At 64.5% G+C, this 17586-nt stretch carries 16 protein-coding genes; 11 read left to right on the forward strand and 5 right to left on the reverse strand.

The features are described from left to right. Nucleotides 1-42: 42 nt before the first annotated feature. From ISG32_RS01190 to ISG32_RS01205, 4 genes are all read right to left on the reverse strand, one after another. Nucleotides 43-1305, reverse strand: a complete 1263-nt coding sequence (locus tag ISG32_RS01190) for a M48 family metallopeptidase (protein WP_194769196.1) — start codon at nucleotides 1303-1305, stop codon at nucleotides 43-45. Next, nucleotides 1305-2573 (reverse strand): YjgN family protein, encoded by a 1269-nt coding sequence (locus ISG32_RS01195; RefSeq protein ID WP_194769197.1) that lies wholly within the window; start codon nucleotides 2571-2573, stop codon nucleotides 1305-1307. The genes ISG32_RS01190 and ISG32_RS01195 overlap by 1 nt, the downstream gene beginning before the upstream one ends. 112 nt (nucleotides 2574-2685) lie before the next feature. After that, nucleotides 2686-3429 (reverse strand): RNA pseudouridine synthase, encoded by a 744-nt coding sequence (locus tag ISG32_RS01200; protein ID WP_194769198.1) that lies wholly within the window; start codon nucleotides 3427-3429, stop codon nucleotides 2686-2688. Nucleotides 3430-3528: 99 nt separating this feature from the next. Continuing rightward, nucleotides 3529-5226 (reverse strand): MBL fold metallo-hydrolase, encoded by a 1698-nt coding sequence (locus tag ISG32_RS01205; protein WP_194769199.1) that lies wholly within the window; start codon nucleotides 5224-5226, stop codon nucleotides 3529-3531. 139 nt (nucleotides 5227-5365) lie between these two features. Here ISG32_RS01205 and dapF point away from each other — a divergent pair, with 139 nt between their 5' ends. From dapF to ISG32_RS01220, 3 genes are read left to right on the forward strand one after another with little or no spacing between them, the layout of a single operon-like run. Then, a complete protein-coding gene (gene dapF, locus ISG32_RS01210; protein ID WP_194769200.1) occupies nucleotides 5366-6256 on the forward strand; it encodes a diaminopimelate epimerase in 891 nt (296 codons plus the stop codon). Next, on the forward strand, nucleotides 6253-6954 hold the full coding sequence (locus ISG32_RS01215) for a DUF484 family protein (RefSeq protein ID WP_194769201.1): 702 nt from the start codon (nucleotides 6253-6255) through the stop codon (nucleotides 6952-6954). Before dapF ends, ISG32_RS01215 begins: the two co-directional genes overlap by 4 nt. Before the next feature lie 17 nt (nucleotides 6955-6971). Then, on the forward strand, nucleotides 6972-7991 hold the full coding sequence (locus ISG32_RS01220) for a tyrosine recombinase XerC (protein WP_194769202.1): 1020 nt from the start codon (nucleotides 6972-6974) through the stop codon (nucleotides 7989-7991). A gap of 19 nt (nucleotides 7992-8010) precedes the next feature. Here ISG32_RS01220 and fabF read toward each other — a convergent pair whose 3' ends face one another. Beyond that, a complete protein-coding gene (gene fabF / locus ISG32_RS01225; RefSeq protein WP_194769203.1) occupies nucleotides 8011-9282 on the reverse strand; it encodes a beta-ketoacyl-ACP synthase II in 1272 nt (423 codons plus the stop codon). 70 nt (nucleotides 9283-9352) lie between these two features. On the opposite strand from fabF, the gene ISG32_RS01230 reads away from it, so the two are divergent. The 8 genes from ISG32_RS01230 to mraZ all read left to right on the forward strand — a co-directional run bounded on the left by ISG32_RS01230 (nucleotide 9353) and on the right by mraZ (nucleotide 17584). Then, nucleotides 9353-10024, forward strand: a complete 672-nt coding sequence (locus ISG32_RS01230; RefSeq protein WP_194769204.1) for a TetR/AcrR family transcriptional regulator — start codon at nucleotides 9353-9355, stop codon at nucleotides 10022-10024. A gap of 41 nt (nucleotides 10025-10065) precedes the next feature. Continuing rightward, nucleotides 10066-10527 carry a methyltransferase family protein gene (locus ISG32_RS01235; RefSeq protein ID WP_194769205.1) on the forward strand — a complete coding sequence of 154 codons (462 nt, stop codon included), beginning with the start codon at nucleotides 10066-10068 and terminating at the stop codon, nucleotides 10525-10527. Nucleotides 10528-10738: 211 nt separating this feature from the next. Then, nucleotides 10739-11884, forward strand: a complete 1146-nt coding sequence (locus tag ISG32_RS01240) for a CobW family GTP-binding protein (protein WP_194769206.1) — start codon at nucleotides 10739-10741, stop codon at nucleotides 11882-11884. Between the two features lie 398 nt (nucleotides 11885-12282). Next, nucleotides 12283-12774 carry an RNA polymerase-binding protein DksA gene (gene dksA, locus ISG32_RS01245; protein WP_194769693.1) on the forward strand — a complete coding sequence of 164 codons (492 nt, stop codon included), beginning with the start codon at nucleotides 12283-12285 and terminating at the stop codon, nucleotides 12772-12774. Between the two features lie 68 nt (nucleotides 12775-12842). Continuing rightward, nucleotides 12843-14624 (forward strand): STAS domain-containing protein, encoded by a 1782-nt coding sequence (locus ISG32_RS01250; RefSeq protein WP_194769207.1) that lies wholly within the window; start codon nucleotides 12843-12845, stop codon nucleotides 14622-14624. 251 nt (nucleotides 14625-14875) lie between these two features. Then, nucleotides 14876-15424: an ATP-dependent protease subunit HslV gene (gene hslV / locus ISG32_RS01255; RefSeq protein WP_194769208.1), complete on the forward strand. Its 549-nt coding sequence runs from the start codon at nucleotides 14876-14878 to the stop codon at nucleotides 15422-15424. Nucleotides 15425-15583: 159 nt separating this feature from the next. Continuing rightward, nucleotides 15584-16900 carry an ATP-dependent protease ATPase subunit HslU gene (hslU, locus tag ISG32_RS01260; RefSeq protein ID WP_194769209.1) on the forward strand — a complete coding sequence of 439 codons (1317 nt, stop codon included), beginning with the start codon at nucleotides 15584-15586 and terminating at the stop codon, nucleotides 16898-16900. A 255-nt stretch (nucleotides 16901-17155) separates the two neighbouring features. Continuing rightward, on the forward strand, nucleotides 17156-17584 hold the full coding sequence (mraZ, locus tag ISG32_RS01265) for a division/cell wall cluster transcriptional repressor MraZ (RefSeq protein ID WP_166311541.1): 429 nt from the start codon (nucleotides 17156-17158) through the stop codon (nucleotides 17582-17584). The last annotated feature ends 2 nt before the right edge of the window (nucleotides 17585-17586 follow it).

The raw sequence follows: 17586 nt of genomic DNA on the forward strand, positions 1-17586 counted from the left end.
TTTTTCTCTTTTCTTCTTCCAGACAAGGTTCGCCGCGTTCATTCAAGGCGTTGCCGCGCAATGTGGCGAGATGCCTGCCTTGAGCTCTCTGGCGCGCGCCACTGTTTCCGGGTGCGTGCTGAGCAGCGAGAACATGCCTTCTTCCTTGGCGATGTCGGCCTCGCTGCGGGCTTGGGGCTTGCTTGCCGGTTGCTCTGGGGCGGATGCGATGGAAGCGGACGAGGCTGGAGCTTCGGCTGATTTCGCCTCGTCCTTCTTGTCGTCCTTTTTCTTGCCGTCGTCCTCATCGTCTTCATCGCTATTGCCACGCCGCGCCGCCATCGCGAGCAGCAGGTCGCCCATGGGGGCGGTGGAGATGTTCGAGCTCTTGAGCACCGCGATGGCGAAGCAGTCGGCCTCGCGCTCATGACTGCGCTGGTAGGCGAGGCCGGTGAGCATGGTGCTGCCCATGGAGATCACGGACGACACGTCGCCGAGCGCAAGGCCGAGGCCGGTCTGCAGCACGCCCTGCTCAACCACCATGCGCGTGGTGTGGCGGTGCGCGACGTGGCCGATTTCGTGGGCGAGCACGCCGATGATGGCGTCGTCGCCGATCTTCTCGCGCTGGGCGGTCTCCACCAGCCCGTCGGTGACGACGATGGAGCCGCCGGGCAGCGCGAAGGCGTTGGCGCCCATGCCGCGGCGGAACTGCAGCGTGTACTTGGGCTCGTAGCCGTGGTAGCGCTTGAGCGATGCGGGCGTCCTGGCAATCAGCGATTCGAACTCGCTGCGCAGCTGCTCCTGCCGCTCCTTGGGCAGCTTGCTGGGCTTGAGCATGCGCTCATCCATCTGCGTCATGGCTTCGGTCGAGAGCATGGTTTCCCAGCTGAGCGGCACGAAGCGCGTGAGCTGGGTCGCGGCCCAGGGCGTGCCGTATTTGTAGAACAGCACCATGCCGGCTGCCGCCACGGCGAACACGCCAAGAAAGATCGGCCAGCGCGTCTGCATGCGCTGGGCGAGGCCGGGTTTGAAGTCGACGCTGGCGAGCGCTGCGTGCCAGCGTGCGGTGTCCTGAATCTCGAGGCTGCCACCGTCGTTGAGGTCGATGATCAGCGCTTCCTGATGGCGCTTGGCGCTCCAGGCCTCGGGCCAGTTCACGTCGCGGTGGGCATAGCGGCGCGGCGCGTCGCCGGGTGATTGCAGCAGGTGCAGCAGCAGATCAGGTCCCTTGGACGTGGCCTCAAGGCCGACGAGCACGGGGCGCGCCTGGCTGCTCTGGCCGTCGAACCAGCGCGCGCGGATCAGGGCAGGGCTGTTGGCGGACATCACCCGATCAGGTCCAGCCCGGCCGCGTCGGCCAGTGCGTCGCCGAAGCCTTCCTTCTGGCCTTTTTCGAGGCGTCCGGCGAGCTGCTCGACGCTGCCCTTCACGTAGAGCGTGACCGATTCGAATTTCATCTTGTATTCGGCCACGCGCGCGAACGGGCGGTAGAAGCCGATGGTGAGAATGGTCAGCAGCATGTTCTTCAGGCGCAGCAGCACGAACTTGCGGGTGGACAGCGTGCACTTGAAGCGCGCGATCTGGCTGATGCCGGTGTTGTTCCAGACGAGATGGAACATGCGCGATTCGCGATAGGCGCGCGCCGGGCCGCTGGCCAGAATCATCAGCAGAAGGCTCATGACGGCGCCCAGCGCGATGGCGATATAGATCCATGCGCCGGGGTGCATGTAGCCAACGCTTTTCAAGGACATCGCGAGTCCGCCCGCGACGGCTGCGCTCAGCATGGCGACGACCACGATGGACAGCACGAACACCAGCACCGTTCCTGCCCAGATCTTCACGAAGTCCATGTAGACCGGCTTCCAGCGGCTGATTTCGTTGCCGATGCGGGTGCGCAGCACCAGCAGGCTGCGGTAGTTGTATTCGATGCGGATGATGCACAGCACCGAGAGGAACATGCCGAGCAGGACGATGCCGAACGCGGACCAGCCGGCACCAGCTTCGAGCTTGGGGCGGGGCTTGGGGGCATCGCCTTCGAAGCCGGTGACATAGTCGCCGACCAGCGCGGCGATGCCGTAGAACACGCCGATCCACACCAGCGCGAGCGCGAAGATCGGCCAGCTCGCCTTGTAGATCTCTTTCCAGTTGGCTGTGAACACCAGGCGCAGGCCGCGCCAGCGGGTGTTGGAGAGGCGAAAGCGCATGGCGCTGGCCCAGATGACGGGCGCGAGCGCCGCGCCGCAGAGGATGAAGAGGCCGACGGCCGTGTCCTGTCCGGTGCGCACCGCGAGTTGGTAGGCCGCGCTCAGCAGAAAGACCAGCACGAAACCGAACACCATGCGCCGTTGCTGGGCGGTGAATTCGAGCGGGCTGCCCGCGACCTTGGAGTGGCTGTAGAAGTACTGGGCGGTGCGTTTGCGCGCGAACGGCGTGTAGAAGCCGAGGGTGACGATGGACAGCAGCACGTTGACGATCCAGACGCGGAAATATTCGCCGCCGCTGCCGGTGAAGCGCAGCCGGTGTGCCCTGATTTTCTCCAGAGCGTCGCTCGCGCTTGGTTCCGGCCGGAGGTCTCTCTGGCTACTGGCATCCATGCCCATCTCCCTGTTGTCGTTGTGGCCGGATGAGTATATTGGCTATGGCTGTAAATTTACCAATTGAACTTTACATTTAGAGGCGTTTTGCGACAGAGTCCCGTCTATGGCCTCAAAAACGCTCGCCGAGTCCCAGAAAACGCCACTCGCCTTCGGGCAGCTTGGACAGCGGCACCCGCCCGATGCGGATGCGGCGGATGCTCACCGCCTTGAGTCCGACCGAGGCGCACAGCGCGCCGATCGAGTTCATGGCCGTTCCGGCCAGTGCGAAGCGCAGATGGTTTTCGTTCTGGCGGCTCACCTTGGCGGAAGGCAGCACGGCGCCGGAGCGCAACGACGCCAGATCGGCGCTGGCCACGTCGCCGGTCACCTCGACGATGCATTCGTGCTCCATGGAGGCGGCGTCTTCGTACAGGCGGCGGGCAATGTTGCGGTCCTGCGTGAACACCGCCAGACCGCTGGCCGAGCGGTGCAGGGGAGCGCATTCATACAGCCCCTTGAAATGCCGCCGCAGCACGCGCATGCGCCCGGCCTGCGGATCGGTGGCGGAGTGGGCCGCCACGCTCAGCAGGGTGAACGGATCCTTGCATTTGGCGGGCTGGTTCAGCAGCAGGGTGACGGGGGAGAGGTCCAGCAGATTCGCGTCGGCAGAGATTTCGACCCGCTGCTCGTCGCGCACGCGCAGACTCGGCGCTTCCTGGATTTCACCGTCCACGCTGACCCAGCCACCTTCCACATACTGCTCGGCCACGCTGCGCGAGCAGCCCTTTTGCTGCATCACGCGCTTGGAAAGGCGCTGGCCTTCCAATACTGATTCCTGCGGCTTGGCGCCGCCTCTTGCTTGCTTGTCCGACATACCCGGGATTTCCAATTTCATCGATCCGGGCACGCCCGGCAGGGCGTGAATTATTCACCAGTACGGCTCAACGCAGTGGCGCATGGTGATTCGCGCCGCTCAGTTTCCGGGTTCCATGTTTCGAATGCGGTCCACATGGGCCTGAAGCGAGCGCAGCGCCACCGGCCACATGCGCTCGGGCACGTCGTCGTAGGCGATCTTCACCCAGTCTTCGAGGTCGCCCGATGGCATTTTCTGCATCGCCTTGAGCACCTTGGCCTCGCGGGCCAGACGGTGGGCCTTGAGCTTGGCGATGGCCTCGCGGGCTTTTTCGATCACGTAGCCATGGGCGGGCGCGATGAACTCCACCGCAAACTCGGTGCAGGCCGCGTCGAGCCTGTCCAGCGAGTGCAGATAGTCATCCATGTTGCCGTCGGGCGGACTCACCACCGTGGTGCTGCCGTTGAGGATGTGGTCGCCCGAGAACAGCAGGTTGTCTTCCTCGAGCAGCAGGCAGACATGGTTGGCCGCGTGGCCTGGCGTGTGGATGGCCTTGAGCGTGTGGGTGACCTCCCCGTCGGGCGAGGGGCCGCGCAGCTGCAGGCGCTCGCCGTCGGCCAGCTCGCGGTCGGGGGTGAACTGGCTGTCCGCGCGCGAGGTGGGCCTGGATGCGAGACCCAGCACGGGAGGCGTCGGCTTGCCGTATTGGGCGACCATCTCCTGCAGTGGCTTGGCGCCAGGCGAGTGGTCGGGGTGGGAGTGGGTGCAGACGATCTGGCGGATGTCGCCGCCCGCAGCGCGCCAGAGCCGCTCGAGGTGCGCTGCGTCGGCCGGTCCGGGGTCAATGGCGATGTAGCCGGTGGACGGGTCACCCACCAGATAGCTGTTGGTGCCGGGGCCGGTCATGACGCCGGGGTTGGGCGCGGTCAGGCGCTGCACGTTCTTGAGCAGCGGCACGGCGCGCTCGCTCTGCCAGTCGAGCGGATGCAGGATCTGGCCGTCGGGCGTGACCATGGCGAGTTCGCCGAAAGCGTGCTCGTGGTCCATGAAACGCGTCTCGCGGCCCTTGACGAGGCCGCTGCGCGGGCAGCAGTTCCAGAGCGGCTCTTCATCCTTGGTGATCAGGTCCATCAGCGCCTGCACCGACGTGAACGACTTGAGGAAGTCCAGCGTGCGGATGGTCGGGAAGATCATGAAGAACTTGCCCTCCTTGTGCTGCGCGAGCGCGTCGGCCGGGCGCACCCAGACCGGCTCGAACTGCTCGGACTCGTCGGCCACCGGTTCCTGTCCTTCGGGCATGCGGCGCACGAGGAAGGGCACGGAAAAGCGCTTGGGCGCGGTGCGGTCGGCCGTCCAGTGGGCGAGCACATGCATGTCGTCCACCGCAAGACGCAGACCGAGCGCCGCGCACTGGGCGACGAAGGGCTGCTTGCGGTCGATGGCAGCGATGTCCGCTGCATCGGCGAAGCGGCCATCGCCCTCGTGGCGGGCCAGCAGGATGCCGAGCTCCTCGAAGGTCTCGCGAATGCCGGCCACGGCCTCGGTCACGCGCTGGGCGGACTGCGTGGGGCGGTGGTCGGTCTGGGCGTGGGATTCGGGGCTGGCATCGAGGGCGTCGATTCCGCCTCCCGGAAACACATAGGCTCCGGGCAGAAAGCTCGCGTTGGGCGAGCGGCGGGTCATGAGGACCTCGAGGACGGGGGCGCCGTTGTGTTCACCGTTGTCTGTGGGCGCGTCGCGCACCAGCAGCACGGTGGCTGCGGGGCGTGTCTTGACGGGCTCGCGGTGGGTATGGAGTTGTTGGTTTGAGCGGGGCATGGTTTGCATTATGGGCAAGCGCGCAAGTTCCCGCTGGCGCGCAGGCGAAGCAGCTGGCGCGGCCGGGGCCGACATGCTGCTACAGCTTATTACGGCCCGATGGGCGCGGACTCTCCGTCAGAGCGGATAATTGCCGGATATGCCAACGCAGATCCGCTTCACCAAGATGCAGGGCGCAGGAAACGATTTCGTGGTGCTGGACGAAACCTCCAGCAGCTACGGCCTGTCCGCCGAACAATACCGGTTCATCGCCAACCGCCATTTCGGCATTGGTGCGGACCAGATCCTGACCGTGCGTGCGGCGCCGTCGTCCGAGGTCGATTTCGAGTACGTGATCCACAACGCCGATGGCGGCGAGGTCGAGCAGTGCGGCAATGGCGCGCGCTGCTTTGCGCGCTTCGTGCATGACAAGGGACTCACGCCCAAGGACTCGATCCGCGTGCAGACGAAGAAGGGCGTAATCGCGCCGCAGCTCATGTCCGATGGCCGCGTGGCCGTGGACATGGGGCGCCCGCGCTTTTCTCCGCCCGAGATTCCGTTCGACGCAGAGGGCGCGGTCGCGCGCATCGTTGGCGACGCCGAGCAGTGGCCGATCGAAGTGCGCGCTGCTGATTCGGGTGCCGACACGGTCGTCTGGTGCGCCGTGGCCTCGATGGGCAACCCCCATGCGGTGCAGCTGGTGGACGATGTGGACACCGCGCCGGTCGCCTTCGTCGGCAAGCAGATCGAAAGCCACCGCCGTTTCCCGGAGCGGGTGAATGCCGGGTTCATGCAGATCCTTTCCCGCAGCGAAGTGAAGCTGCGCGTCTTCGAGCGCGGCGTGGGCGAGACGCTTGCCTGCGGCACGGGCGCCTGCGCTGCGGTGTCCATCGGCATCCGTCTGGGCTTGCTGGATCGGCGCGTCGATGTCCACACGCTTGGCGGCCTGCTGACCATTGCCTGGTCGGGCGACCCGCAAGATTCCGTTTTCATGACCGGCCCCGCCACCACGGTGTTCGAAGGCCAGATCGAGATACCAGACAACCTATGACCACACCCACCAACGCGAGCTCCAACGTGCCACCGATCACCGAAGAAGACATCGCCGAATTTCTGGTGAACACGCCGGATTTCTTCGAACGCCATGCCGAAGTGCTGGCCAGCGTCACCATCGCGAGCCCGCACGGCCAGCGCGCCGTGAGCCTGCACGAGCGCCAGGCCGAGATGCTGCGCGAGAAGATCAAGGGTCTTGAGCAGCGCATCATGGACATGGTGCGCCACAGCGGCGAGAACACCGGCATCGGCGACAAGATGCACGAATGGGTGCGCCTGCTGCTGTCGGTGAAGGAGCCGATGAAGCTGCCCGCCGCCGTGGAAAACGGCATGCGCGATCTGTTCGACGTGCCGCAGGTGGCGCTGCGCGTGTGGGGCGTCGGCCCGGTATATTCGGCCGAGAGCTTTGCGCGCGGCGTGAGCGAGGACGCACGCGCCTTCGCCTCGTCGCTGACCAGCCCGTTTTGCGGTGCCAACATGGGCTTCGAGCCCACGCAGTGGCTGCCGCAGGCCACGCAGGTGCAGTCGCTCGCGCTGCTGCCGCTGCGCGACGGCGCCATCGACAGCACCGAGCCCGCCTTCGGTCTGCTGGTGCTCGGCTCGCACGACCCTGCGCGCTTTGATGCGTCCATGGGCACGGAATTCCTCACGCGCATGGCCGAGCTCGCGAGTGCCGCGCTGACGCGTCTGCGCTGAGGCGCTCTCGTTCAGACATGGCCCGCAAGACCACCGCCGTCAGCAAGGGCCAGGAAGCGCCTCCAACTGATGCGGAGCCTGTGGTTCTGCCGCCCGAGGCGCTTCGTTATCTCGACTTCGTGCGCGTGGAAAAACGCCTGGCCGCGCGCACGCACACGCTTTACACGCTCGATCTGGAAAAGCTGGTGCAGTTCGCCGCTGTGGTGAAGCAGCCGCTGCTGGAGCTGCAGAACGTCCACATCCGCCGCTTCGTGGCGCAGATGCACAGCGCGGGCCGCTCGGGGCGCGGCATCGCGTTGATTCTTTCGGGCTGGCGCGGCTTCTTCGCCTGGGCCGCGCGTCAGGGGCTGGTGCAGCACAACCCGGTGCAGGACGTGCGCGCGCCCAAGGCTCCTAAACCGCTGCCCAAGGCGCTGGGCGTGGATGATGCCGTGCGGCTGGCCGAGTTCGATCAGCCGGGCGCAGACCCGTGGCTCGAGGCGCGTGACGCCGCCATCGTCGAGCTGCTCTACGGCTGCGGATTGCGTGTGGGCGAGCTGGTGGGGCTGGACGTGATCGCGTCATCCACCGCACGCAACGAGGGCCGGGGCTGGCTGGACCTGCAGGCGGGAGAGGCCCATGTCTTCGGCAAAGGCTCCAAGCGGCGCAGCGTCCCGATGGGCGCGCCGGCCATCACCGCCGTGCAGGTATGGCTTGAGCAGCGCGCCCAGCCGTTCGGCGGCGCATCGTCCCCGCGCCTGGACGCGGCGCTTTTCATCGGCCGACGCGGCGTGCGCCTTTCCGCGCAATCCGTCTGGCTGCGCCTGCGCGAACGCAGCCAGCTCGCGGGGCTCACCACGCCCGTGCATCCGCACATGCTGCGCCACTCGTTCGCAAGCCATCTGCTGCAGTCGAGCAGCAATCTGCGCGCGGTGCAGGAGCTGCTGGGCCATGCCAACATCACCACCACGCAGGTCTACACGCGGCTCGACTTCCAGCATCTCGCGCAGGTCTACGATGCCGCGCATCCCAGAGCAAAGCGCAAGTCCGGCGATTGATCAGAGCCTGTTTGCGACCTCAGACGTAGCGCCTGAGCACCAGCGAAGCGTTCACCCCGCCGAAACCAAAGCCGTTGAGCATCGCCACGTCCATGGCGAGCGGTCTGGCTTTCGCGCGCACCAGATCGAGTCCTTCGGCGAGCGGGTCGGGCTGCTCGAGGTTGAGAATCGGCGGCACGATCTGATCGCGCAGCGCTAGCGCGGTGAAGATGGTGGCCACCGCTCCCGCAGCGCCCAGCATGTGGCCGACAGCGGACTTGGGCGCGCTGATGGCGGGACCATTGCCGGCCGTTCCGAACACCTGCCGGATCGCCGCGAGTTCGCCGCGGTCTCCGACGGGCGTCGAGGTGGCATGGGCGTTGAGAAACGACACTTCATGCGGCGCGAGCTGCGCCTGCGCGAGCGCCAGATGCATGGCCTGCGCCGCGCCCGATCCGTCCTCGGGGCCGGAGGTGATGTGATGGGCATCCGCCGACGTGCCGTAGCCGAGCACCTCGGCGAGCGGTGTCGCTGCGCGCGCGAGGGCGTGCTCGAGCGATTCCAGCACCAGCATGCCCGCGCCTTCTCCCATCACGAAGCCGTCGCGTGCGGCGTCGAACGGGCGCGAGCCTTGCGTGGGACGGTCGTTGAAGCCGCTCGAAAGCGCATTCGCCGCCGCGAAGCTGCCGATGCTCACGCGGTCGATGGTCGCTTCGCTGCCGCCGCAGACCGCCACATCCGCCTCGCCGCTGCGGATGAGTCGCGCCGCATCGCCGACGGCCTGCACGCTTGCCGCGCACGCGGTGACGGGTGCTCCGATGGGGCCCTTGAAACCGTGTTTGATCGACACATGACCGGCCGCGAGGTTGACCAGAAACGCCGGCACCGTGAACGGCGACAGACGCTGTGGCCCCTTGGAATCAGTCGTGCGCACCGCTTGCGAGATCGTGCCGAAGCCGCCCACGCCCGAGCCGATCACGGTGGCGGTGCGTTGCTGGTGATGCAGCGTTGCAGGAAGCCAGCGCGCCTCGGCAATCGCCTGCTCGGCCGCACCGAGCGCGAACGCGATGAAGCGGTCCATGCGGCGCTGTTCCTTGGCGGAGACCACGGCGTCCGCGTTCCAGCCGCCCTGCGGGTCTTCAGCGGTGTCGGGCACGCGCGCGGCGATCGCGATGCCCGTGCCTTCGCCGATCTCGGAGGGCAGATGCCGCACGCCGGATTCGCCCGCGAGCATGCGCCGCCATGCAAGCTCCACGTTGCAGCCCAACGGAGACACCAGTCCCATGCCGGTGATGACCACTCGTTTGCTCATTTTTCGCGCACCTGATATTGATGATGACCGTCATCATAAAAGAATTTAGATGACGGGTATCATCAAAACCATGAAAGTCAGCAAGGCCCAATCCGCAGAAAACCGCGCAGGCATCGTGGAGGCGGCCGCACGTCTTTATCGTGAAAGGGGCCTGGCCGGTGTCGGCGTGGCCGACATCACGCGCGACGCGGGGCTCACCCATGGCGGCCTGTACCGGCATTTCGAATCCAAGGACGCATTGGCGCGCGAGGCCTGTCTGCGCGCTTTCGACTGGACCATCACGCCGCTGGACCAGCTCAGGGATGGTGATCTCGATCCGGACGACGTGCTGCACGCGCTGGTTCACGGCTATCTCAGCAGCGGGCATCGCGACCACCCCGGAGAGGGCTGTCCGGCCGCCGCGCTGGCCGTCGATGCCGCCCGCGCGGGGCCCGAGATGTCCGAGGTGTTTGCCCAGGGCGTCGAGCGCAACATCCAGCGGTTTGCCCGTGCCACCACCCCCGCATCGCGCGAGCCCGATGCCGCCGTGCGGGCGGACACCATTCATGTGCTGGCCAGCATGGTCGGCGCGCTGGTGCTGGCGCGCGCGACGGCGGCGGGCAACCCGGCGTTGTCCGAGGAAATTCTCGCGACCCTGCGCGCTCGGCTGGCTCCAGAGATGAAGCCGGCACGCCAAGCTGTGCCGAAGCCGAAGCCAAAGCAGGCATCCAGATCGACGCTCAAGTCGCAATCCAGGCGTTGAATGCAATGCACGAATGACGTTGCTTTGAAGGAGACATTCCCATGGCCGCACTCGAACTCAAGATCCCTCCGCCGCTGGTCGGCATCGCGACGGCGGCGCTGATGTACGGCGTGGCCCAGTGGGTTCCGGCGGCTGCGTTCGCGCCGCCCGCGCGCGTCGGTCTCGCAGCGCTGATTGCCATCTGCGGGGTGGCCATCGACCTGTCGGCGCTCTACGCGTTTCACCGTCACCGCACCACGGTCAACCCGCTCGCGCCCGAGAGAACGAGCGTCATCGTGAGCAACGGCGTGTACCGCTTCACGCGCAATCCCATGTATCTGGGCATGCTGGTGCTGCTGCTGGCCTGGTGCGTCTGGCTCGCAAACGCGGCGGCGCTGGTCGGCCCGGCGCTGTTCGCGGGATACATCACGCGCTTCCAGATATTCCCCGAGGAGCGCATCCTGCTCGCAAATTTCGGCGAACCATATCTGCAGTACATGCGGCGTGTGCGGCGCTGGTGCTGAGCGCGCTGCCCCGCCACATCCCGAGCGGCCCTCGCTTGACGAGGCCTGTGGATAAAGCGCAATCCATCAGTGGACATGCGCGGCGGCGGCTGTGAACCGCCGGCGCTCTCGTTAAACTTGACGCGATAGCCAGTCGGCTCACAAGACCCTTCGCGGCACACCGCCATTTCCGGGTGGGGTGCCGCGAATCATCGCTGAAAGTGAATTTCAAATGTCTCTGATCCCCGCCACCATCCTCACCGGCTTTCTGGGCTCCGGCAAAACCACCCTGCTCAAGCGCGTGCTGAGCGAGGCGCACGGCCAGAAGATTGCGGTGATCGAGAACGAATTCGGTGAAGAGAACATCGACACCGACATTCTCCGGACCGAAACCAAGGAGCAGATCGTGCAGATGAGCAACGGCTGCATCTGCTGCACGATCCGCGAAGATCTGCGCGAAACGCTGCAACTGCTGGCCGCCAAGCGCCGCAAGGGCCTCGTGGAGTTCGACCGCATCATCATCGAGACGACCGGCCTGGCCGATCCCGGCCCGGTCGCGCAGACCTTCTTCATGGACGACGAGATCGCCGAGACCTATCTGCTCGACTCGATCATCACGCTGGTGGACGCCAAGCACGCCAACCAGCAACTCGACGACCGCCAGGAGGCGCGCCGCCAGGTGGGTTTCGCCGACCAGATCTTCCTGTCCAAGACTGATCTGGTGAGCGAGGCGGAGAAGGAGGCGCTGACCCACCGCCTCAAGCACATGAACCCGCGCGCGCCGATCCACGCCGTGCACTTCGGTGAAGTGCCGCTCGCGCAGGTGCTGGATCTGCGCGGCTTCAATCTGAACGCCAAGCTGGACATCGACCCGGACTTCCTCAAGGAAGACGACCACGGGCACGACCATGCGCATGATCACGATCACAGCCATTGCGACCATGACCACGGCAAGTGCGAGCACGAAGGCCACAAGCACGAGCACGACCATGGGCATGTGCACGATGAGCACTGCGGCCATGATCATCATGACCACGAACACGGCGAGCACTGCAACCACCCCCATCACCACCACTATGACGATGACGTGAAGAGCTTCGTCTTCCGTTCGGAACGGGCATTCGATCCCGTCAAGCTTGAAGACTTTCTGGGTGCGATTGTGAACATTTATGGACCACGCATGTTGCGCTACAAAGGCGTGCTGAACATGCGGGGAACCGAACGCAAGGTGATCTTCCAGGGCGTGCACCAGCTGATGGGCAGCGATCTGGGCCCGCAGTGGGCGGAAGGGGAGACGCGCGTCAGCAAGATGGTGTTCATCGGCATCGACCTGCCCAAGGACATTCTGGTGCAGGGGCTGGAGCAGTGCCTTGTGTGAGCTGATGTGAGCGATGCCGCTGGCACAGTATGGAAAGTAGGCGTGTGTTGTGTGCCACTTTCCCCCCAACTCCTGAATAGGCCGCTACAATCGCGCCCCGAAAAACCGGGATAGTTGTTTGATCAACATTCCGGCTCCGCCCGATTTGCGAGGAGACAGGAAGTGAGCGCCAGACCCGGCACATCCAAGGCGACGACCGGGATGCAGGGCACAGGCAAGGAGGAGGGAGAAACCCTGATCCACCTGCGCCGCAGCATTCCCCCCGTTGGCCTTCCGGCTCGAGAGAGTCCGGTAATCTGTGCCGGAATTGCATAACGCTTCCCGAAACGCGCAATCGACCGTACCATCAACGGTAGAGAGGGGCCATGGTGGCCCCACCCGCCAGCTTTATTGACATCATGCCCACGACACTGCAAAACACTGCGGCGCCCGCCAAGAAGGATCCCAAGCTGGCGAACAACTGGAAAACCAAGTCAGGGGACGATTTGACAGACGCAGAAGTGCTCTCCATGCCTGAGAGTGAATACATGAACGACAAGCAATTGGCGTTCTTTCGTCACAAATTGACGCAAATCAAGCAGGACATGCATAACAACGCCGGTGAGACCACCGAGCATCTGCGTGAAGATACAGTGGTGGTGCCCGATCCCGCCGATCGCGCAACCATTGAAGAGGAACACGCGCTGGAATTGCGCACTCGTGACCGCGAGCGCAAGCTGCTCAAGAAGATCGAGCAGTCCATCGCACGCATCGACGCGGGTGACTACGGTTACTGCGACGAGACGGGCGAGCCCATCGGTGTGGGCCGCCTGATCGCGCGCCCGACCGCCACGTTGTCGCTGGAAGCGCAGCAGCGTCGCGAACTCAAGCAGAAAATGTACGGAGATTGACGGATGCTGAACCTGCCGAGTCCGACTGAAGTCAGGGTGATGGAGGCAGGTTCACTGTCCCGATGATCATGAGCAAGGAAGACGCCGCCCGCGGTTTGCTGTCCAAGGTTGTGCGCTTTGTGCGCAACCCGACCGTTCAGTGGTCGGAGCTGGATACGCCTGAAGAAGACAAGGAAGGCCAGTACAGCAAACAGATGCTCAAGGAAATGATCGAGCGCAAGCGACGCAACGACTTCGTGCGTCGCAGGGAATTCGATCAGCTGCGCAAGCTCCGCCGCAAGGAGGTTGTGCAGGGGCAGAAACTGGAAGACGCGACCGGGCGGACTTCTTTCGCGCAGAGCACCATGCTCTCGCAGACGAGCAGCACCAACGTCTCGCCGGATGGCAGGGCGGTGACGCTCAAGAAGATCGACGAGATCGAGGCGCAGATGTCCCAGCAATGGTGGCGCGCCAAGCCAGGCGGCGCCGGCGGTGAACGCCCGGTGCCGCGCGTGGTTCCGCCGCCACTGCAGGATCCGCAGGTGACGGCCGAGGTGCCGCTGGAGTTTGCGGCCACTGCGCCGCTCACGGTGCCTCCCACAGGATTTGCGGCTACCCAGCCGGCGACGATGACAGGAGGCATGCAGCCTGCGGTGGCGGGAGCGATGTCCGAAGGGATTGCGCCGACGGTGCCGATGACGTTGAATGGCATGGGTATGGCCTTCGACATTCCCACGCTGGGACTGGACGCCGTTGTCGCTCATGAGGAATTGGAGAAATTTGTGCACGAACCCGACCTTGAAGAAGCTGCCATCCGTTTCGCCAATGGCGATTACGCAGGCGCTGAATCGGGCTTGCTGGAAGTGCTGGCGCGTCATGCGCAGGATGATCCCAAGGACCAGATCGACATCTGGATGACCTTGTTCGATCTGTATCGTGCGACGGGTCAGCAGGATCGTTTCGACAAGCTGGCCATCGACTACGCGGGCCGTTTCAGTCGTTCCGCGCCGCTGTGGTTTTCGCTGCCCGAGCAATTGGGACTCGCGGCGAGCGAGAGTTCGGGTGCGGCCGTGAATTCGCGTGAGTTCAACTGGAACGCCCCTCCCACCATTTCGCCGCAGTCGCTTGCCGCGCTGCAGGCATCGATCGCGCGCAAGCCCGCGCCGCCCTGGACGCTGAACTGGTCGCGCACCACCGACATCGACGCGGCTGCGCTGCCGGGCCTCGGCGACCTGTTTCTGCAATGGGCGGATGAGCCCGTCGAACTCAAGTTCGTGGGCGTGTCCGCGCTGAACGCCATGCTGCAGTCCAGAACGCAGTCCGGTGACCGCACGTCGGACGAGCAATGGTGGCGCCTGCGCATGGCGCTGTTGCGCCTGATGGGGCTGCCCGACGAGTTTGAACTGGTGGCGCTCGACTACTGCGTGACCTACGAAGTCTCGCCGCCCTCGTGGGCGCCGACCAAGTGCAAGTTCCAGGGCGACGACAGCGCGCTCAATGCGGTCGTCGAGCAGGCCCGCATGGACGCCGCCCGCGAGGACGACATGCTCAACCCGTCGCAGGGAGCGGCGCGTGCGGCCAAGCCCGAAGGCTCGTTGGTTCAGGGGCTGTCGGGCTGCATCGACGGCGATGCGGTTCCGCTGCTTGTGCCGTTCGAGGCGCTCGCCAAGCCGGATGCACCGCTGCAGATTCCTTGCGACCGCCTGATCCGCATGGATTTCCCCGCTGCTGGATCTGTGCTCAACTGGGCCGCGGAGCAGCAGGCCAAGGGCCGCGCCGTGCAGTTCATCAATCTGCACCGCCTGATCGCCGTGTTCTTCAACGTGATCGGCATCGGCGAGCACGCCTGGGTTGTTCCTCGAAGAAATTGAGGGCCCCCCTGAGGCGCTGCACGCCTTCCCCCCGCTCTACGCATTGCTGCGCAATGCGGGCTGGGGGACGCAGTCCTCGCTGCGGGGCGGCCCTTGCTCGACTGCTCTCGCTTGGGCCGTGTTGGATTTGCAGGCCGCGTACTTTTTTGAGTGACTAAGCGCGCTGCACGCGCGCTTTTTCGTTGGCGGCCCGTGCGAAACATCACAATGTCGTCTTGATAAATTCGGCTCTGCCCTCATCTGTCATCGCCATGGAACAGTATCACGGCACCACCATTCTCAGCGTCCGTCGCCAGCTGGCTGACGGCAGCATTCAGGTCGCCATTGGGGGCGATGGCCAGGTCACTCTGGGTAACATCGTCGTCAAGGGCACGGCGCGCAAGGTGCGCAAGCTCTACGGCGGCAAGGTGCTTGCCGGTTTCGCGGGCGCGACGGCCGATGCGTTCACGCTGTTCGAGCGATTCGAGGCCAAGCTGGAAAAGCACAACGGCCAACTGACCCGCGCGGCCATCGAGCTCACCAAGGACTGGCGCACCGACCGCGTGCTGCGCCGCTTGGAGGCCATGCTCGCCGTCGCCGACGAAAGCGCCTCGCTGATCATCACCGGCAACGGCGATGTGCTCGAACCCGAGCAGGGCATCGTGGCCATTGGTTCGGGCGGGGCGTATGCCCACTCGGCCGCCAAGGCGCTGCTGAACAACACCGATCTCTCGGCCGAGGACGTGGTCCGCAAGTCGCTCGCGATTGCGGGCGAGCTGTGCATCTACACGAACATGCACCACACCATCGAGACTCTTTGAATCGCACCCGGATTTCAAGTGGACGCCGCTTCGGCGCGCTGGCCGCTTGTGCCGAGTTCGGGACGCATGAAACAGAGCAACAGCCAGGGCTGCATTGGTGGCCCCCAAACGATTGACCCATCGAAGCCGATCCGGCTTCGTCAGACATAAAGACAAGCCATGTACTCAATGACGCCGCAGGAAATCGTTTCCGAATTGGACAACCACATCGTCGGCCAGAAAAGCGCCAAGCGTGCCGTCGCCATTGCGCTGCGCAACCGCTGGCGCCGCCAGCAGGTCGATGCCAGCCTGCGTCACGAGATCACCCCCAAGAACATCCTGATGATCGGCCCCACGGGCGTGGGAAAGACCGAGATCGCTCGCCGTCTGGCGCGGCTGGCGGACGCGCCCTTCATCAAGGTCGAGGCCACCAAGTTCACCGAAGTGGGCTACGTCGGCAAGGATGTCGACTCCATCGTGCGTGATCTGGTCGAGATCGCCGTCAAGCAGACGCGCGAGGCCGACATGAAGAAGATGCGCATGCGCGCCGAAGACGCCGCCGAGGAGCGCATTCTGGACGTGCTGATTCCGCCCGCGCGCGGCAGCGAGCCGGCACCCGATGGCGCGGCGCGTCAGTCGTTTCGCAAGAAGCTGCGCGAGGGTCAGCTCGACGACAAGGAGATCGAGATCGATCTGGCCGAAGCCCGCCAGCAGCTTGAGATCATGGGCCCGCAGGGCATGGAGGAGATGACCGAGCAACTGCGCGGCATGTTCAGCCAGATGGGCGGAGAAAAGCGCAAGACGCGCAAGCTGCGCATCGCCGAAGCGCTCAAGCTGCTGACCGACGAGGAGGCGGCCAAGCTGGTCAATGAGGACGAAGTGAAGACGCGCGCGCTGGCCAACGCCGAGCAGAATGGCATCGTTTTCATTGACGAGATCGACAAGGTGGCTTCGCGCCAGGAGTCGTCGGGCGCTGAGGTGTCGCGTCAGGGCGTGCAGCGCGACCTGTTGCCGCTGGTCGAAGGCACGACGGTCTCCACCAAGTACGGCATGGTCAAGACCGACCACATGCTGTTCATCGCGTCGGGGGCTTTCCATCTGTCCAAGCCCAGCGATCTGATTCCCGAGCTGCAGGGCCGCTTTCCGATCCGCGTGGAGCTGGAGTCCCTGTCCGTTCAGGACTTCGAGGCGATTCTCACGCAGACCCATGCTTCGCTGGTCAAGCAGTATCAGGCGCTGCTCGCGACCGAAGGCGTGACGCTGTCGTTCCAGCCCGATGGCATCACCCGTCTCGCGCACATCGCCTTCGACGTGAACGAGCGCACCGAAAACATCGGAGCACGGCGTCTATCAACGGTTATGGAGCGATTGCTTGACGAAGTCAGCTTCGACGCCGTCAAGCTCTCCGGGCAGACGGTCGTCATCGACGCGAACTACGTCAATGACCGCTTGCAGATGTTGAGTCAGAACGAGGATTTGTCTAGATACATTCTCTGACGGTTTAATCGACTTGCCGCCCGACCCTCAAGTGTCACTTTGTGAACAGACTCTAAGTGCTTAATAAATAAGGGTTTTATCTCCTGTCCGTCCTGCGAAATACGGTCTAAGTCGTTGATTTCATTGCAAATTTGTGTTGCATGACCTCTTGCACAGTGTTCTTTTCCTGCTACAGTGGAAAAAAGTGCAATTAAGTGGTGAAAAGTGCCCTGAAACTTCAATTTCGGGGATCCAACCAAACAGAGGTCCAACGCCGTGTTTCAAGGCGCGTCATCAATCAGTCTGGATGCCAAGGGGCGGCTCTCTGTGCCGACCCGGTATCGTGACGTCCTGATGGCGAACGCGTCGGGCCAGCTCACGATCACCAAGCACCCCCACGGCTGCCTGATGGTCTTCCCCCGCCCCGAGTGGGAGAAGTTCCGCGAGCGCATCACTGCGCTGCCCATGGAGGCCGTGCGCTTCAAGCGCATCTTCATGGGGCACGCGATGGATGTGGACATGGACGCCACCGGCCGCGTGCTCGTGGCCCCCGAATTGCGCGAAGGCGCGGGCATCAGCAAGGACACGATCCTGCTGGGCATGGGCAATCACTTCGAACTCTGGGACAAGGCGAAGTACGACGCCCAGGAAGCCGAAGCGATGCAGGGCGAATTGCCCGCCGTTCTCAACGATTTTTCTTTTTGATA

The organism is Diaphorobacter caeni, from assembly GCF_015354245.1.
Taxonomy (GTDB): domain Bacteria; phylum Pseudomonadota; class Gammaproteobacteria; order Burkholderiales; family Burkholderiaceae_C; genus Diaphorobacter_A; species Diaphorobacter_A caeni.